The sequence below is a fragment of the Methylobacterium sp. AC433 genome, assembly GCF_979253015.1.
On record NZ_CEEDBN010000003.1, the window covers coordinates 224,898 to 240,312 of the forward strand.

The following is a 15,415-nucleotide window of genomic DNA, read 5'->3' on the forward strand; positions in this document are numbered from 1 at the left end:
GGGCTCCGGTCAGGCGGAGGCCGTCTGGGGTGCCGCGGCGTGTTCCGGCATCGGCTCGCCGTCCGGCACCACGTCGACCTCGACCTTGAGCTTCTGCGGGCCGGAGGCCGAGACCATGCCGTCGATGGGCGAGACGTCTGTGTAGTCGCGCCCGCGCGCCACCACGATATGGTCGTCGCACATGCCGATCCCGTTGGTCGGGTCGAGGCCGATCCAGCTCTCGCCGCACCAGACCGAGACCCAGGCATGGCTCGCATCCGCGCCGCGCAGGCGCGGGCGCCCGGCGGGCGGGATCGTCCGCAGGTAGCCGCTGACATAGGCGGCCGGCACCCCCAGCCCCCGCAGGGCCGCGATCATGATGTGGGTGAAGTCCTGGCACACCCCGGCCCGGAGGGCGAAGGCCTCGGCGAGCGGCGTGTGCACCGTGGTCGCCTTCGAATCGAATCTGAAGTCCGAGCGGATGCGCTGCATCAGGTCGACGGCGCCGCCATAGGCGCTGCGCCCCGGCGGAAAGCTCGCCCGGGCATAGTCCGTCACCTCCGGCGCCAGGGGCACGCGCAGGCTCGGAAACTGGAAATGCACCGGCCGGTCCGGTCCGAGACCGCGTCCGTTCACGGCCTCGTCGCGCACCTGCTCCCAGGGGCGGCCGGATTCCGGTGCCGGCGGCGGATCGCGCTCGACGCGCACGCGCGACAGGGCTTCCACCCGCAATTCGGTATGAGGCGTGTCGATCGTCACCACGGTGGCGTCGAGGCCGAAATAGTCGCGTCGGACGATGCGGGTGCGCGGATCGGGCGAGATCGTGAGGCCACTCTCCAGCACCGTCTGGCCCTCGCCGTCGCGCGGATGCAGGCGCAGGGCGCAGCGGGCGAAGCGCACGGGGCGGGCGTAGCGGTAGGTGGTGAGGTGGCGCAGCGTATAGATCACGCGAGCCCCACGAGCTTTTCCGGGCGCAGGGCGTGCGGCCCGTTGGGGAAGTAGCGGGTGGCGATGGCGTCGGCGAGGCCCTCGACCTCGTTTTCCAGGCGCGTCAGGGCGGCCCCGTCGAACTCCGCCGCCTCGCCGATGGCGAATTCGGCCGAAAGCTTGGCGGCGACGCGCTGGTGCGGCTCGGGCAGTCCGTCGGCGCGCAGCACCGGGAGCTGGCCGAGATGCCGGGTGACCGCCTCCAGCTGGAAGGCCACCGAGCGCGGATTGAACGGATCGAGGAGCACCATGTCGCGCACGGGGTCGAGGGCCACGCCCTGAAGATAGCGCGCCCCGAACGAAACGTGCGAATCGCACAGGGACAGCATCACCCCGAGGTCCGCGGCGCTGGCGCCGTCGCCGGCGAAGCGGGTCGCGAAGGTCAGGGTGTTGATCGCGCGCTCGATCCGCCGGCCGAGATCGACGAAGTGCCAGCCGGCCGTGCGGTTCATGTTCTCCTGGGCAAGGCCCGACAGGGCCGCGATGTGGCTGAGGGCGCGCTCCGCGAGGCTCAGGAGCTGCGCTTCCGGCAATGCCTGTCCGGGATCGATCTCCAGGACCTCCTTGAGGTCGGCGAGCGCCCGCCAGGCCTCGCCCGAGAGGCGTTCGCGCAGGGTCGCGGCATTGATCCGCGCCGACAGGCTGTGGCGCAGGGCCGAGCCGTAGGCGTCGGGCCCGCCGAGGGCCTGCTGGGCCAGGGCGGCGGTGGGCAGGTCGGGGGCCTCGATGGCACCCCACTCGTCGAGGAGCGCGCGGATGCGCAGGGCCGTGGGGGCCTTGGCGTCGCCGGCCATGTCGGCCATCACAGCGGAGCCGACGCTGCCGAGATGCGCGACCACGAGGCGGATCACCGCCTCGGCCCGCTCCACGTATCGCCCGAACCAGAACAGGTTGTCGGCCGCCCGCGAGGGCAGATGCCCGGCGATGCGGCGCACCCGCGCCGGCCCGGTCTGGATCAGCGAGACCGCCTCGACGGGATCGCGCGACAGGATCCAGACATCGGCCGACTTGATGCCCGCGCGCATCTCCAGGGGCTCGACGTCGGGCCGCTCCGATATGCGGCAGAAGCCCCCCGGCATCACCCGCCAGCCGTCGGGCGTCGCCGCCGCGAAGACCCGCAGGACGAAGGGACGCGGCACGAGCCGCAGGGTGCCGCCGGTGCGGTCCCAGGCCGGCATGGTGGCGAGCGGCATCGCTTCCTGGGCGACGTAGTCGAAGGGGCGGTCGCGCAGGGCGGCGCGCAGGCGGTCGCGCTCGGCATCGAGGGCGTGGGGAGCCAGGATGGCGTCGCGCACCGCGCCCTTCGGGGGCGTCGCCACCGGGCGCAGGCTCAGGCCGTCGAGGCTGTCGCGGATCTCCGCCAGGGCCTCCGGATCGCCGCACCACCAGGTTTTCGGGCCGGCGAGCCGGAGGTCGCGCCCGAGGAAGCGCCGGGCGATCCCGGGCAGGTAGGCCGCGAGGGCGCCGGATTCGAGGATTCCCGAGCCCGGCATGTTGCCGACGACGAGGTTGCCGTTGCGCAGGGCCTCCACGAGGCCGGGGACGCCGAGGCGGGAGGCCGGGTTCAGTTCGAGGGGGTCGATGTAGTCGGAATCGATACGGCGCCAGAGCACGTCGGCCCGCTTCAGGCCGGACACCGTGCGGATGTGCAGGGCGCCGTCCTGCATCACGAGATCGTCGCCCTCCACCAGGAGCAGGCCGAGGTAGCGGGCGAGCGCGGCCTGCTCGACATAGGTCGAGCTGAAGACCCCCGACGTCAGCAGGCAGATGCGCGGGTCGCTGCGCTGGGCACCGACCGCGAGGCCATCCCGAAAGGCCTGGAAGAAGGCGGCCAGGCGCTCGACCTGAAGGTCGGCGTGGAGGTCCGGAAAGGCGCGGGTGAGGACGAGGCGGTTCTCGAGGGCGTAGCCCGGACCCGAGGGCGACTGCGTCCGGTCGGCCAGCACCCGCCAGCGCCCGTCGGGACCGCGGGTCACGTCGGCGGCGTAGAGCTTGAGGAAGCGGCCGCCGGGCGGCGTGACGCCCACGAGGGGCCGCATGAATTCCGGGCTGCCCGCCACGACGGCGGCCGGCAGCAGGCCCTCGGCCACGAGGCGGCCCGCGCCGTAGAGGTCGGCGAGGATCGTCTCCATCAATTCGGCGCGCTCGACGATGCCGGCGCTCAGCGTCTCCCAGTCGGCCTGTTCGAGGACGAGGGGCAGAGACCCCAGCGGCCAGGCATGCTCGCGCTTGTCGCCGTAGATCCGGTAGGAGATTCCGGTGTCGCGGATGCGGCGCACCGCCGAGACGAAGCGGGCGCCGATCTCGACCTCGTCCATCCCGCCGAGTTGGTCGAGGAAGCGGGGCCAGGCGCCCTTGGTCCGGCCGTCCGCGTCCATCAGCTCATCGGGCACGCCCCGCTGCGGCCGGTATGCGGAGGTCCAGCGCGCGAGGCGCTCGGCCCGTCCCTGAACGTCCGCTGCGGCCGCTTCGCTCATTGGGGCGTGGAGCCCGGGGGTGCGGGAGTGCGCAGGTCGAGCGTCATCGGGAACTCGCGGTTGGTCTCCTCGGGCGGCATCGCGATCCGGCCCGGGGTGTGGCCGTGGGCCTGGAAGCGGGCGAGGCGCCGTCCCTCCGCCTCGTAGGTATTGACCGGGAAGGTCTCGTAGTTGCGCCCGCCCGGATGGCTGACATGGTAGCGGCAGCCGCCCAGCGACCGGCCACTCCAGGCGTCCAGGATGTCGATGGTCAGCGGCGAGTGGGCCGGAATCGTCGGATGCATCGAGGAGGCGGGCTGCCACGCCTTGAAGCGCAGGCCCGCCACCGCCTCGCCGGAGGTTCCGGTGCCGGTCATGGGCAGGCGGCGCCCGTTGCAGGCGATGATGTGCCGGCCGGGGACGTAGCCCTCGACCTTCACCTGCAGCCGCTCGACCGACGAGTCCACGTACCGCACGGTTCCCCCGATGGCGCCCTCCTCGCCCAGCACGTGCCAGGGTTCGAGGGCCTGGCGGAGCTCCAGCGTCACGCCGCCCTGCTCCACCGTCCCGAAGACCGGGAAGCGGAACTCGCGCTGCGCCACGAAGGCCGCCGGGTCGAAGTCGTAGCCGGCGGCCCGAAGGTCTTCCAGCACGCCCAGGAAGTCGGCCCACAGGAAGTGGGGCAGCATGAACCGATCGTGCAGGCCCGTGCCCCAGCGGACACAGCCGCCCGACTGCGGCTCGCGCCAGAGCCAGGCGACGATGGCGCGCAGGAGGAGCTGCTGCGCGAGGCTCATGCGCGGGTCCGGCGGCATCTCGAACGAGCGGAACTCCAGCAGCCCGAGGCGGCCGGTGGGGCCGTCCGGCGAATAGAGCTTGTCGATGCAGATCTCGGAGCGGTGGGTGTTGCCGGTCACGTCCACGAGGATGTTGCGGAAGATGCGGTCCACGAGCCAGCGCGGGATGTTCGGCTCGTCGGGCTTGGGCACCTGCGCCATCGCGATCTCGAGCTCGTAGAGCCCGTCGTGGCGCGCCTCGTCCATGCGCGGGGCCTGGCTCGTCGGGCCGATATAGAGGCCCGAGAACAGGTAGGACATCGCCGGATGGCGCTGCCAGTACAGCACCAGGCTCTTCAGGAGGTCGGGCCGGCGCAGGAAGGGCGAATCGTTCGGGGTCGCGCCGCCGAGCACCACGTGGTTGCCGCCGCCGGTGCCGGTATGGCGGCCGTCGGTCATGAACTTCTGCGCGCCGAGGCGGATCTGCCGGGCATCCTCGTAGAGGTCGGATGTGATGCGGACCGCGTCGCGCCAGGTCGGGGCGGGATGCACGTTGACCTCGATCACGCCGGGATCGGGCGTGACCTTGATGACGTTGAGGCGCGGGTCGAAGGGCGGCTCGTAGCCCTCGATATGCAGCGTCTGCTTCAGCGCGGCGGCCGCTTCCTCGAGGTAGCCGAGGAGCTCGAGATACTCGTCCACCCGCTGCAGCGGTGGCATGAAGACGTGCAGGATGCCGTCGCGCGGCTCCACCGCGAAGGCGGTGCGCACGGCGACGCCGGTCACGCCGGAGCCGTTGACGGTCTTGGCGCCGGGATGGCCTTCGGGCAGCGCGCCGCGCTCCTCCAGGGTGTCCTGCGGCTGGTAGTAGGGGTAGTGCTCCGGCGGCACGAAGGGCAGCGAAGACAGGGGCAGGCGGTAGCCCACCGGCGAGTCCCCCGGCGTCAGGAAGGCGTGGCCGCGCCGGAACTCCCAGGGCTCCGAGATCCAGAGCCGCTCGGAATCGCCGTCCTTGCCGACCGGCAGGCTCGCCAGCGGCAGGGCATAGCCCGCAGCTTCCCCGAGGCCGCGGGCGAACACCCGCGCCATCCGCGCATTCGCCTCCGGGTTGGGGTAGCGCGGCTCGGACGTCGTGACGTTGACGGGCAGCTCGTCGCGCTTCTCGGTCCAGTAGACCGGATCCTCGAAGGCCGGGAACACGTAGGCCCCGAGGCCGATGCGCTGGGCGACGGCGTCGATCAGGTCCTTGGCCTTCTGGATGGTCGCGTCGCGCGGCCCGTCCTCGGCGGCGATCAGGTCGGCGTCCTTCCAGACCGGCACGCCGTCCCGGCGCCAGTACAGGGCGAAGGCCCAGCGCGGCAGGCTCTCGCCCGGGTACCACTTGCCCTGGCCGTAATGCAGCATGCCCCCGGGGGCGAAGCGGTCCCGCAGGCGCCGGATCAGCTTGTCGGCGAGTCCGCGCTTGGTCGGGCCGACGGCGGCGGCGTTCCACTCGGGCGATTCGAAGTCGTCGATGGAGACGAAGGTCGGCTCGCCGCCCATGGTCAGGCGGACGTCCTGCTCGGCGAGGTCGGCGTCGATGCGGTCGCCGAGGGCGTCCATCTCGGCCCAGACCTCCTCGGAGAACGGCTTGGTGATGCGGGGCGCCTCCGCCACGCGGGTCACCGTCATCTCGAAGCCGAACTCGACGCCGGCCGGTTCGGCGAGGCCCGAGATCGGCGCCGCCGAGGCGTAGTGCGGCGTCGCCGCCAGGGGGATGTGGCCCTCGCCGCAGAGGAGGCCGGAGGTGGCGTCGAGGCCGATCCAGCCCGCGCCGGGCAGGTAGACCTCGGCCCAGGCGTGCAGGTCGGTGAAGTCGGTGCTGGTTCCGGCCGGTCCGTCGACGGCGGTGGTGTCGGGGACGAGTTGGATCAGGTAGCCGGAGACGAAGCGGGCGGCCATGCCGAGCCGGCGCAGGATCTGCACCATGAGCCAGGCCGAGTCGCGGCAGGACCCGCTCTTCAGGGTCAGGGTCTCGGCCGCGCTCTGTACACCGGGTTCCATGCGGACGCCGTAGGTGATCTCGGCCGCTACCTGGGCGTTGAGCGCCACCAGGAACAGAACCGTGTTCTGCTCGGCCGGCAGCCGCTCCAGGAACGCGTCCACCTCCGGGGCCATGGCGTCGTCGAGGACGAGGTAGGGCTTCAGCTCGGCGGTGAGATCGTCCGCGTAGGCGAAGCCGCGCGCCTGGGCATAGTCCTCGACGAAGAAATCGAATGGATTGATCACCGACATGTCGGCGGTGAGGTCGACCTCGATCTTCAGCTCGGTGGTCTTTTCGGGAAAGACCAGCCGGGCGAGCCAGTTGCCGTTCGGATCCTGTTGCCAGTTGATGAAGTGGTTCTCGGGCAGAACCTTCAGCGAGTAGGCCGGCACGGCGGTGCGCGTATGCGGCGCGGGACGCAGGCGGATCACCTGCGGACCGAGCGTGATCGGCCGGTCGTAGGTGTAGTGCGTGACGTGGTGCAGGGCGGCTTTGATCGACACGGGGGCTCCCGCTGTAGCTGGACAGGGCGCCGGGCGTGCGGTCGGGCACGCGCCGGCGGCGGAGGGACGGGGCACCACCCTGCGGTGTCCCGGAGAAAGCTTCACCAGAGACATACGCCAACGGAGAGCCGCAAGCGATGCCCTTGCGCGCGGCGGCCCGGAAGGCCGTCCGCCCGGCGTCGCCCGCCCTTGCGCCGGAAGGCAGCCAGGACGTGTACGACGGGGTCGGGCCTGCAAGTTTCGTGCTCCGGTTCGGATGCCGGGCCTCCGATGCGGGCGATGCGGGCACCCGTCCCGTCTCCGTCGGCGGTTCCACGCCCGGAACTTCGTCGGCGTCCCGTGCTTTGCCACCTTATCGCGCGCGGATAGGCTATGACGGTTTCGTCACGGGCGGCATGCGACGCACGGCGGACAGACAGGAAAGGCGTCCCGCGACGGCTCCATGAAGATCTTCCAGTGCCAGGCCTGCGACCAGCCGATCAGCTTCGAGAGCATCCATTGCGAGAGCTGCGAGCGCCGGCTGGGCTATGTCTGCGACCTTCACGAGATGTCGGCCGTCGAGCCGGTGGGCGGGCTCTGGCATGCCTATGCCAATCCCGGGCGCAAGTACCGCTTCTGCGCCAATGCCGACCACGACGCCTGCAACTGGCTGGTGCCCGAGGATTCGCCGAACCGCTACTGCGTCACCTGTCGGCACAACCACGTGGTGCCCGACCTTTCGATTGCTTGGAACCTGACCCGCTGGCGCCAGATCGAGGCGGCCAAGCACCGGCTGTTCTACTCGCTGCTGCGCCTCGACCTGCCGCTGATGACCCGGGACGAGAACCCCGCCACGGGCCTCGCCTTCGATTTCCTGGTCGATCCGTCGGAGAGCTACCAGATCGGCCCGCCCGTGCTCACGGGCCACCGCAGCGGCCTGATCACCCTGAACATCGCCGAGGCGGACGACGTCGAGCGCGAGCGGCGCCGGATGCTGTTCGGCGAATATTACCGCACACTGCTCGGCCACTTCCGCCACGAGATCGGGCATTATTTCTGGAACGTTCTGGTGCGCTTCGACCAGAGCCTGTGGACCTTCCGGTCCCTGTTCGGCGACGAGCGGCTGAACTACTCGGGCGCCCTGCAGCGTCACTACGCGCAGGGCGCGCCGCCGGACTGGGAGGAGAGCTTCGTAAGCGCCTACGCCACCGCCCATCCCTGGGAGGATTTCGCGGAGACCTGGGCGCAGTATCTCCACATCGTCGACACGCTGGAGACCGCCAGCACCTTCGAGATGCATGTCCGCCCACGCCTGCGCCACGGCCCGGCGGAGCCCGTGGTGATCGATTTCGACCCCTACCGGATGACCGATTTCAGCCGGATCGTGGAGGCGTGGCTGCCGCTCACCTACGCGGTGAACTCGCTCAGCCGCAGCATGGGTCAGCCGGCCCTGTTCCCGTTCAAGCTGACCCCGGCGGTCATCGCCAAGCTATCCTTCGTGCATGAGCGGATCGAATCCGTCCGCTGCATGGCCAGCCCGGACGCCGATGCCGACATCCTCAAGGCGGTCATCACCGGCCTGCGCCAGAAGGTGGCGGCCCCAAACGCCTGAACCTCCCGGCCCTGCAGGGCGACGGGACGCTCAGATCGGCGCGATGGCGCGGGGTCGTCCCTCGTCGTCGATCGCCACGAAGGTGAAGGTCGCCTCGGTCACCTGCTCGCGCAACTGGGTGCGGAAGCGCCGGGCCCAGGCCTCGACCTCGATCTTCATCGAACTCCGCCCGACCCTGTCGATCCGGGTGTAGACGCAGAGCACGTCGCCGACGCGCACCGGCCGGATGAAGGTCATCGCATTGACCGCGACGGTGACCGCCCGCCCCTGCGAGCGTTCGACCGCCGCGATTCCCCCCGCCTGGTCCATCTGCGACATCACCCACCCGCCGAAGATGTCGCCGTTGGCATTGGTGTCGGCCGGCATCGCGATGGTGCGTACCGTCAGTTCGCCGCTCGGGCGCCGCGCCTCGTCCGTCTCCGCCATGATCCCGCTCATGTCCCGTACCCCACCGATTCCACTCTAGGACGATATCGGGCGCGTTGCCGAGGTATCGCCAAGCCGTCAGGGCATCAGGCCGACATAGCTGAGGACGCCGGCGAGGATCACCGCGAAGGCGGAGAGGAAGACTTCGAGGGGAATCGATTCCCAGAGCGCGGGCGATGGCGCGTGGCGGGCCGCGAGAGCCTTCATGACGTGTCCTCCGGAGCGGACCGATCTGGCGCCGGCCGTCTCGCTCCTTGCAACTTATCGCATGGCGCCGGAGCTTCCCAGCCACCGGACAGAAATTTAGTGCCAATAACGCGAACGGCCCGGCCCTCGTCGCGACGAGGACCGGGCCGGGAGCGAGGGCGCGTCCGCGGACGGACGCTGCCGCGATCTTAGTAGAAGAACCGGCGCGGGCCGTAATAGCGGCGGCCGTAGAAGGGGCGCGGGCCGTAGAAACGACGCGGGCCATAGTAGCGGCGACCGTAGAAGGGGCGCGGGCCGTAGAAACGACGTGGGCCGTAGTAGCGGCGGCGGTAGCCGTAATACTGGACCGTCTGCACGGCGGCCGGGGCGGCCTCGCTCTGAAGGGCGAGGGCGGGGCCGATGGGGGCGGCCGAAGCGCCCTGTGGCGCGGTGGCGGCGAAGCCTAGGGCCAGCAGCGCGGCCAGCACGAGTTTCCTCAGCACGTTCTCAACTCCCTGAATTCTGTCGAGTCTCGACACACCGGTATCCCTCGTCGCGAGGCCCGGATGCAGCAAACGCACGAGGGCCGAAAGCGTTTCCCCGATCGCGGCCAAGGTTCCGCTCATGGTCAACGAAGCCCTGCCCCGCCCTGTCAGGCGATCTTCAGGGTCATGTCGACGGTCGGCGCCGTGGCGCTGCCCTTCACGAGGCTGATGCCGTGCTCGCAATCCTCGCGGCGGACATAGGCCTCGGCGGAATCGGCGACGACGTTGCCGTTCTGGGACCGGAGGCGCCACCGCCAGCCGCCGGCGGAATCCCGGAAGAGTTCAAACCGCATCGCCCTCGCCTCCGAAGCTGCCGGACCAGCCGTCCGCGCCGCCTTGAGATGGCCCTGCGCGTCGCGTTGGCAATGCCCGGCGACGTCGAGGGAAGGCGGATACGAAAACGCCGCCCCGGAGATCCGGGACGGCGCGACGTTCAGCGGAAGCGAATGGGTTCAGGAGCGCGGGCCGCGATCGAGCCAGCCGATGGCGCGACCCTCGCCGCTGCCCTGCGGACGCGGACCGCGGGAACGCTGCTCGCTGCGGGGCTCGGCGCGGTTCTCGCCCTGGCCGCCGGCGGGACGGCGGTCTCCGCGACCCTCCTGGGGACGGGCGGCACCGTCGGGACGGCTCGGGCGACCGGAGCCGCGATTCTCACCGCCGCGACCCTCGAAGCCACGGCCCTGACCGGGACGGCCGCCGGGGCGGCTGCTCGGACGCTGGCCCTGGCGCTGGCCGGGACGCTGGCCGTTCGGTGCCGGACGGCGCTCCTCGGCCTGGGCGTTGTCCGCCGCCTCCTGGCGCGACGGCGGGCTGAAGCCCTCGGGGAAGCCCGCCACGGGGATTTTCTGGCGCGTGGTGCGCTCGATGTCCCGCAGGTAGGCCTTCTCCTCGTCATTGCAGAACGAGATCGCGAGTCCGTTCGCCCCGGCGCGCGCGGTGCGGCCGATGCGGTGGACATAGCTCTCCGGCACGTTCGGCAGGTCGTAGTTGATGACGTGGCTCACCGCCTCGACGTCGATACCGCGGGCGGCGATGTCGGTGGCGACGAGCACGCGGCAGGAGCCGTCCTTGAAGGCGGCCAGCGCCCGCTCGCGCTGCGGTTGGGACTTGTTGCCGTGGATGGCCGAGGCGTTGATCGAGACCTTCTCCAGGCCGCGGACGACGCGGTCGGCGCCGTGCTTGGTCCGGGTGAAGACGAGGACGCGCTCGATCGCCGGATCGCGCAGGATGTGGTTCAGGAGGGCCTGCTTCGCGCCGGTATGGGCGAAGATGACCTCCTGGGTCACGCGCTCGGCCGTGGTGGCCACGGGGGTCACGGCGACCTGAACGGGATCGCGCAGGTACTGGTCGGCGAGGCTGGCGATGTTCTTCGGCATGGTGGCCGAGAAGAACAGGCTCTGGCGCTCCTTCGGCAGCATCTTCACGATGCGCTTCAGGGCGTGGATGAAGCCGAGGTCGAGCATCTGGTCGGCCTCGTCGAGGACGAGGATCTCGACGGCCTCGAGGGTCAGCGAGCGGCGCTCGATGAGGTCCATCAGGCGGCCGGGGGTCGCGACCAGGATGTCGACGCCGTTGGCCAGCGCCTTCTCCTGGCGGGAGATGGTGACGCCGCCGAACACCACCGTGTTGGTGAAGGAGAGGTACTTTCCGTAATCCGAGAAGTTCTCGGCGATCTGGTTGGCGAGCTCGCGGGTGGGCGAGAGCACCAGAACGCGGCAGCCGCGGCGAATCGGCCGGCGCGGGGTCTCGGCGAGGCGGTGCAGGATCGGCAGCGCGAAGGCGGCCGTCTTGCCGGTGCCCGTCTGGGCGATGCCGCAGAGGTCGCGGCCCTGCATGGCGGGAGCGATGGCCTGGGCCTGGATCGGGGTCGGGCTCTTGTAGCCGGCCTCTTCCAGGGCGCGCAGCACGGGCTGGGCGAGGCCGAAATCGGTGAATTGGGTCAAGGAGTAACTTTCAGGCAGCGGGACCGCGCCGGACGCCCTCGTGGCGAGGGAAATCGTCGAGAAATTGGTCGGTCCGTTGAGCTGGAGCCGCCCGCGTGCCGGGGCAGTCCGGGTGCATGCACGTTGAAGAGAGGGGCTCAGGTCGCGCGGGGCCCGCAGAAGCGATCCGGCAATCCGTCACGCAGCCCTCTCAAGCGGAACCATGACGGCCGCTGACGCTGCACCTGCGATATGAGCTTTCGCGCCTGCGAAGTCAATGGCCGCGGTCGAGGACATGCGTGGAGCGCGGGTCGTCGCCGTCCGGTCACGGCGCGGACCCGGCGAATGGATTGACGCCGCGGCAACACTGGCGTGTTACGTCGTGCCGGGAGCCGGGCCGCCCGGCGCTTCACGGGTCCGGATGATCGCGCGCCACACCCTCACCTATGTCGGCTCGCGGGGCGTCGCCGCCGGCCTGAACATGGGCGCCCTCGCGGTGTTCACCCGGCTCGCGCCCACGGACGTGTTCGGGCTCTACCTGCTCATCCTGTCCTGGGCGCTGGTGCTCTACAGCGCCACCTGCCAGTGGCCGAAATTCTCGTTCTTCGCCCTCTACGCGGAGGACCGGGCGATCCTGCAGGTCGGCACCGTGGTGCGTCTCCTCGGCGCCATGGTGACGCTGGCGGCGGTGATCGCGGCCGGCGCGGCCGGCCTCGGGCTCCTCGATCCGCTCGCGGCGCTCGCCATCTTCATCGCCGTCTTCGGCATGATGGCCTTCGAGGGCGCCGCCGAGATCGCGCGGACGCGGCTCGAGGTCGGCGCGGTCGCCCTGTCGGTGGTGCTGCGTGCCAGCCTGGTCCTGGCTCTCGGAAGCACCGCCCTCCTCCTCGGCGGCGGCGCGATCCCGCTGCTCCTGGCCACCGCGGGCGCCAACATCGTCGCGGCCCTGCCCACGCTCTCCGTCATCCGCGGCCTGCTGCGGGGCGGTGGCAGCTGGGCGGAGGCGCGCGGCCTCCTCGCCTATGGCTGGCCCCTGGTGCTGTCCTTCGGGGCCGCCGCCCTGGCGCAGACCGCCGACCGCCTCGTCATCGGCGCCAGCATCGGCGTCTCGGAACTCGGCGCCTACGGCGCCTTTGCCGACTTCCTGCGCCAGAGCTTCGTCGTCTTCGGCGACAGCGTCGCCCTGGCGCTGATCTCCATCGCCAAGCGGGACGCCCGGGACGGCGGCATCGCGGCGGCCCGCCCGGTGCTGGAGGATGCCATCCGCCTCCTCACGGTGATCGCGGCCTTCGGCGCCGTGTTCTTCCTGGCCTTCGACGGCATCCTCGTCACCCTGCTGCTCGGGCCGGATTACCGCGAGACCGCCCTGCGGGTGGCGCCGCTGCTGGTGGCGGCCAGCATCCTGCAGATGTTCCGGTCGTACTATTTCGGACAGGTCATCTACTTCACCCAGAAGAGCCACCTCGACGCGGTCGCCTCGGTGACGCTCCTCGTGGCGATCGGCGGCCTCTCGGCCGTGCTCGTTCCCCGCTACGGCGTCGAGGGCGCGGCCATCGCCATGGCGACCGGCCAGGGCCTGGCCTGCCTGGTCTTCGTCCTCGGTTCCCGGGAGCGCTTCCGCATGCCGCTCCCCCTGCGCGACCTCGCCGTGATCTGCGGTCTGGCCCTGGCCTGCGCCGCCGTGATCGCCGGGCTCGACCGGCTTCCCCTCGCACCGGGCCTCAGCCTCGGCCTGCGCCTCGCCTGCCTCGCCGCGGTCTCGGCCGGCACGGCCTGGGCGTTCAACATCCTCGGTGTCGCCGACCTCGCGGCCCGCCGCTTCAAGCGAGCCGCCTCGTGACCAGGGCCGCCGCGCGCAGCGTCACGACGCCCGACGGCCTCGTCGTCGCCCTGCGCCCTCTGCAGGCCGATGCGCCCTGGATCGCGGCCTGGCACGACCTCGGCCGCCGGCCCCTCCTCGACAACCTGTTCTACGATCCCGACTACGCCCTGCCGGCCGCCGACGCCTTCGGCCGGGACGTGCAGGTCGCGCTGGTCGGCGACCGGCTCCCGGAGGAGCCGGGCCTGCGCCTGCTCGGCGTCTGGCCCGTCCAGGTCAGGCGTTGGCGCTGGGGCCTGCCCCTCCTCCTGGCGATGGGCTGGATGCACGATTTCGGCATCTTCGGCGCACCGCTCCTCGACGGAGCCGAGCCGGCGCGCGCCCTCGACGCGCTGGTCTTCGGCCTGCGCCGCCTCGTCGGCCCGCGCCTGATGCTGACCCATGTGCCGACCGCCGGCCCCTTCGCGGACCTGCTGTCGGACTGGCTCGACCGCCACGCCCTGCGCCATGCCCGCTTCTGGGCGCATGAGCGCGCCTTCCTCGACCTGACCGGCCGGGACGCGGACGGGCGCGCGACCTATCTCGGGCACCTGTCCTCCCGCAAGCAGCGTAAGCTGCGCCAGGCCTGGGACCGCCTGAGCGCGGACGGCCCGGTCACCTTCGAGACGATCCGCGATCCGGCCGCGCTGCCGGCGGCCATCGACGACTACATCGCCCTGGAAGGCGCCAGCTGGAAGGGCGCGCGCGGCACCGCCATCGCGGACGACGCGATCCAGACCCGGATGATGCGGGCCTTCACGGCCCGCTTCGGCGCGCGCGGCGCCGTCCGCATCGACCGTCTGCGCCGGGACGGCCGCACCCTGGCCGCCGTCGTCAGCTTCACCACGCGCGGGCAGCTCTGGAGCCTGAAGATCTCCTACGATTCCGCCGTCGCCCGGCACTCGCCCGGCGCCCTCGCCTTTCATCGCCTGACCCAGGCCGTCGTCGCCGACCCGGCCCTGACCCGCGCGGATTCCTGCGCGCCGCCGCATTATCCCCTGCCCGAGACCTTCTGGACGGAGCGCCTGGCCCTCGCCCATATCCTCGTGGAGACGCCGGGGGGCGACCGCCTGTTTCCCCTCGCGGCCCGCCTCGAAGGCTGGCGGGCCGAGGCCGGTCTGCGCCTGAAGGCTTGGCGCGACCGCCTGCGAGCCCGCGTCTCGGGCAAGGCCGCCGAGCGGGTCCCCGACCCGGACGCCTGACGGCGCCCGACCCACCTCAGGCCGCCCGCGCCGCCGAACCGTTCCCCTCCTCCGACAGGTCCTGCGCGAGCCGGGCCGCCTCGGTGACGAAGCGGCGGCGGACCGAGCCCGCGAAGGGATTGGATCGCTCGATGGCGTCGAAGACCTCAGGCGCGTCGTGGCGCACCATCTCCACCGCCTGCATCAGGAGGTCGAAGCTCCGGGTGGTCATGCGCGTCGGGAGCGGCTCCATCCGCACCATCACCTTGGCGATGAGGTGGGTCAGGCCCTGGACCGCCGCGGCGTCCCGGTCATGGGCCTCCGGCGTCGTCAGGATGACGTCGAGGCCGAGGCATCGGCGCAGGAAGGCGGCGACGTCGCGGGTCCGGCCGCCGCGGACCTCGCAGAGCGCGATCTTCAGGCCCCCGATCCCGTCGCGGGCGCTCTGCGGCCCGAACAACGGGTGGGTCGCGACGATGGCGACGTGCTCCGGCAGTCCGTCGCGCATCGCCGCCGCGGCGACCGCCTTCACCGAGCCGACATCGAGGACGAGGGCGCCCGGGCGGAGATGCGGGCCGATCTCCGCGACGATGCCGGGAATCGCCGGGACGGGCACCGCCAGGATCACGACCGGGCAACCGGCCGCGGCGCGCAGGGAGCCGGCGACCACGCCGGCCTCCGCTTCGGCCGGCATCGCCGGATCGTAGGCGTGAACGGTGAAGAACGGCGCGAGATGGTGCGCCACGAGGCGGCCGAAGGCGCCGTAGCCGATCAGGCCGAGGCCGGGACGGGACTTCACACAGGGATGGGACAGCACGGACGTGACCTCGGTGGAAGCCGGGCCGTCGACGGTCGAGTCCTGGAGAGAGAGCAACCGCCGACGACGCAGCGGTTGAGACATGACGAGCCCCGCGCCGCTAAGGATGCGGCGCCGGATACGAGGTGGGGCGAAGTACGGTCGTCATGGTGGCGCTTCTCTAGG

12 protein-coding genes are annotated in these 15,415 nt (G+C 71.3%); 3 read left to right on the forward strand and 9 right to left on the reverse strand.

The annotated features are described in order from the left end of the window. Positions 1-9 precede the first annotated feature (9 nt). The 3 genes from AC0IWM_RS07030 to AC0IWM_RS07040 are packed head-to-tail and all read right to left on the reverse strand — an operon-like array spanning position 10 to position 6,724. The gene (locus tag AC0IWM_RS07030) at positions 10-927 is read right to left on the reverse strand and encodes a transglutaminase family protein (protein WP_471753760.1); all 918 of its coding nucleotides are present in this window, start codon (positions 925-927) and stop codon (positions 10-12) included. Further along, positions 924-3,443 (reverse strand): circularly permuted type 2 ATP-grasp protein, encoded by a 2,520-nt coding sequence (locus AC0IWM_RS07035; protein ID WP_471753762.1) that lies wholly within the window; start codon positions 3,441-3,443, stop codon positions 924-926. The genes AC0IWM_RS07030 and AC0IWM_RS07035 overlap by 4 nt, the downstream gene beginning before the upstream one ends. Next, complete coding sequence (locus tag AC0IWM_RS07040) at positions 3,440-6,724, reverse strand: transglutaminase family protein (protein WP_471753764.1); 3,285 nt, start codon at positions 6,722-6,724, stop codon at positions 3,440-3,442. The genes AC0IWM_RS07035 and AC0IWM_RS07040 overlap by 4 nt, the downstream gene beginning before the upstream one ends. A gap of 442 nt (positions 6,725-7,166) precedes the next feature. On the opposite strand from AC0IWM_RS07040, the gene AC0IWM_RS07045 reads away from it, so the two are divergent. After that, the gene (locus tag AC0IWM_RS07045; protein ID WP_471753766.1) at positions 7,167-8,315 is read left to right on the forward strand and encodes a zinc-binding metallopeptidase family protein; all 1,149 of its coding nucleotides are present in this window, start codon (positions 7,167-7,169) and stop codon (positions 8,313-8,315) included. 30 nt (positions 8,316-8,345) lie between these two features. Here AC0IWM_RS07045 and AC0IWM_RS07050 read toward each other — a convergent pair whose 3' ends face one another. From AC0IWM_RS07050 to AC0IWM_RS07070, 5 genes are all read right to left on the reverse strand, one after another. Beyond that, positions 8,346-8,741 carry an acyl-CoA thioesterase gene (locus tag AC0IWM_RS07050; protein WP_471753768.1) on the reverse strand — a complete coding sequence of 132 codons (396 nt, stop codon included), beginning with the start codon at positions 8,739-8,741 and terminating at the stop codon, positions 8,346-8,348. 78 nt (positions 8,742-8,819) lie between these two features. Then, the gene (locus AC0IWM_RS07055; protein ID WP_471753770.1) at positions 8,820-8,948 is read right to left on the reverse strand and encodes a hypothetical protein; all 129 of its coding nucleotides are present in this window, start codon (positions 8,946-8,948) and stop codon (positions 8,820-8,822) included. A 188-nt stretch (positions 8,949-9,136) separates the two neighbouring features. Next, positions 9,137-9,430 carry a hypothetical protein gene (locus AC0IWM_RS07060; protein WP_471753772.1) on the reverse strand — a complete coding sequence of 98 codons (294 nt, stop codon included), beginning with the start codon at positions 9,428-9,430 and terminating at the stop codon, positions 9,137-9,139. Between the two features lie 149 nt (positions 9,431-9,579). Next, a complete protein-coding gene (locus AC0IWM_RS07065) occupies positions 9,580-9,765 on the reverse strand; it encodes a YegP family protein (RefSeq protein ID WP_056474807.1) in 186 nt (61 codons plus the stop codon). A gap of 159 nt (positions 9,766-9,924) precedes the next feature. After that, on the reverse strand, positions 9,925-11,415 hold the full coding sequence (locus AC0IWM_RS07070) for a DEAD/DEAH box helicase (protein WP_471753774.1): 1,491 nt from the start codon (positions 11,413-11,415) through the stop codon (positions 9,925-9,927). A 400-nt stretch (positions 11,416-11,815) separates the two neighbouring features. Between AC0IWM_RS07070 and AC0IWM_RS07075 the strand changes: the two genes are divergently transcribed. Together AC0IWM_RS07075 and AC0IWM_RS07080 are read left to right on the forward strand one after the other, a co-directional pair. Then, positions 11,816-13,234: a lipopolysaccharide biosynthesis protein gene (locus tag AC0IWM_RS07075; protein ID WP_471753776.1), complete on the forward strand. Its 1,419-nt coding sequence runs from the start codon at positions 11,816-11,818 to the stop codon at positions 13,232-13,234. Then, positions 13,231-14,454, forward strand: a complete 1,224-nt coding sequence (locus AC0IWM_RS07080) for a GNAT family N-acetyltransferase (protein WP_471753778.1) — start codon at positions 13,231-13,233, stop codon at positions 14,452-14,454. Before AC0IWM_RS07075 ends, AC0IWM_RS07080 begins: the two co-directional genes overlap by 4 nt. Before the next feature lie 16 nt (positions 14,455-14,470). Here the strand turns inward: AC0IWM_RS07080 and AC0IWM_RS07085 are convergent, their stop codons facing one another. Next, a complete protein-coding gene (locus AC0IWM_RS07085; RefSeq protein WP_471754122.1) occupies positions 14,471-15,247 on the reverse strand; it encodes a prephenate dehydrogenase/arogenate dehydrogenase family protein in 777 nt (258 codons plus the stop codon). Between the last annotated feature and the right edge of the window lie 168 nt (positions 15,248-15,415).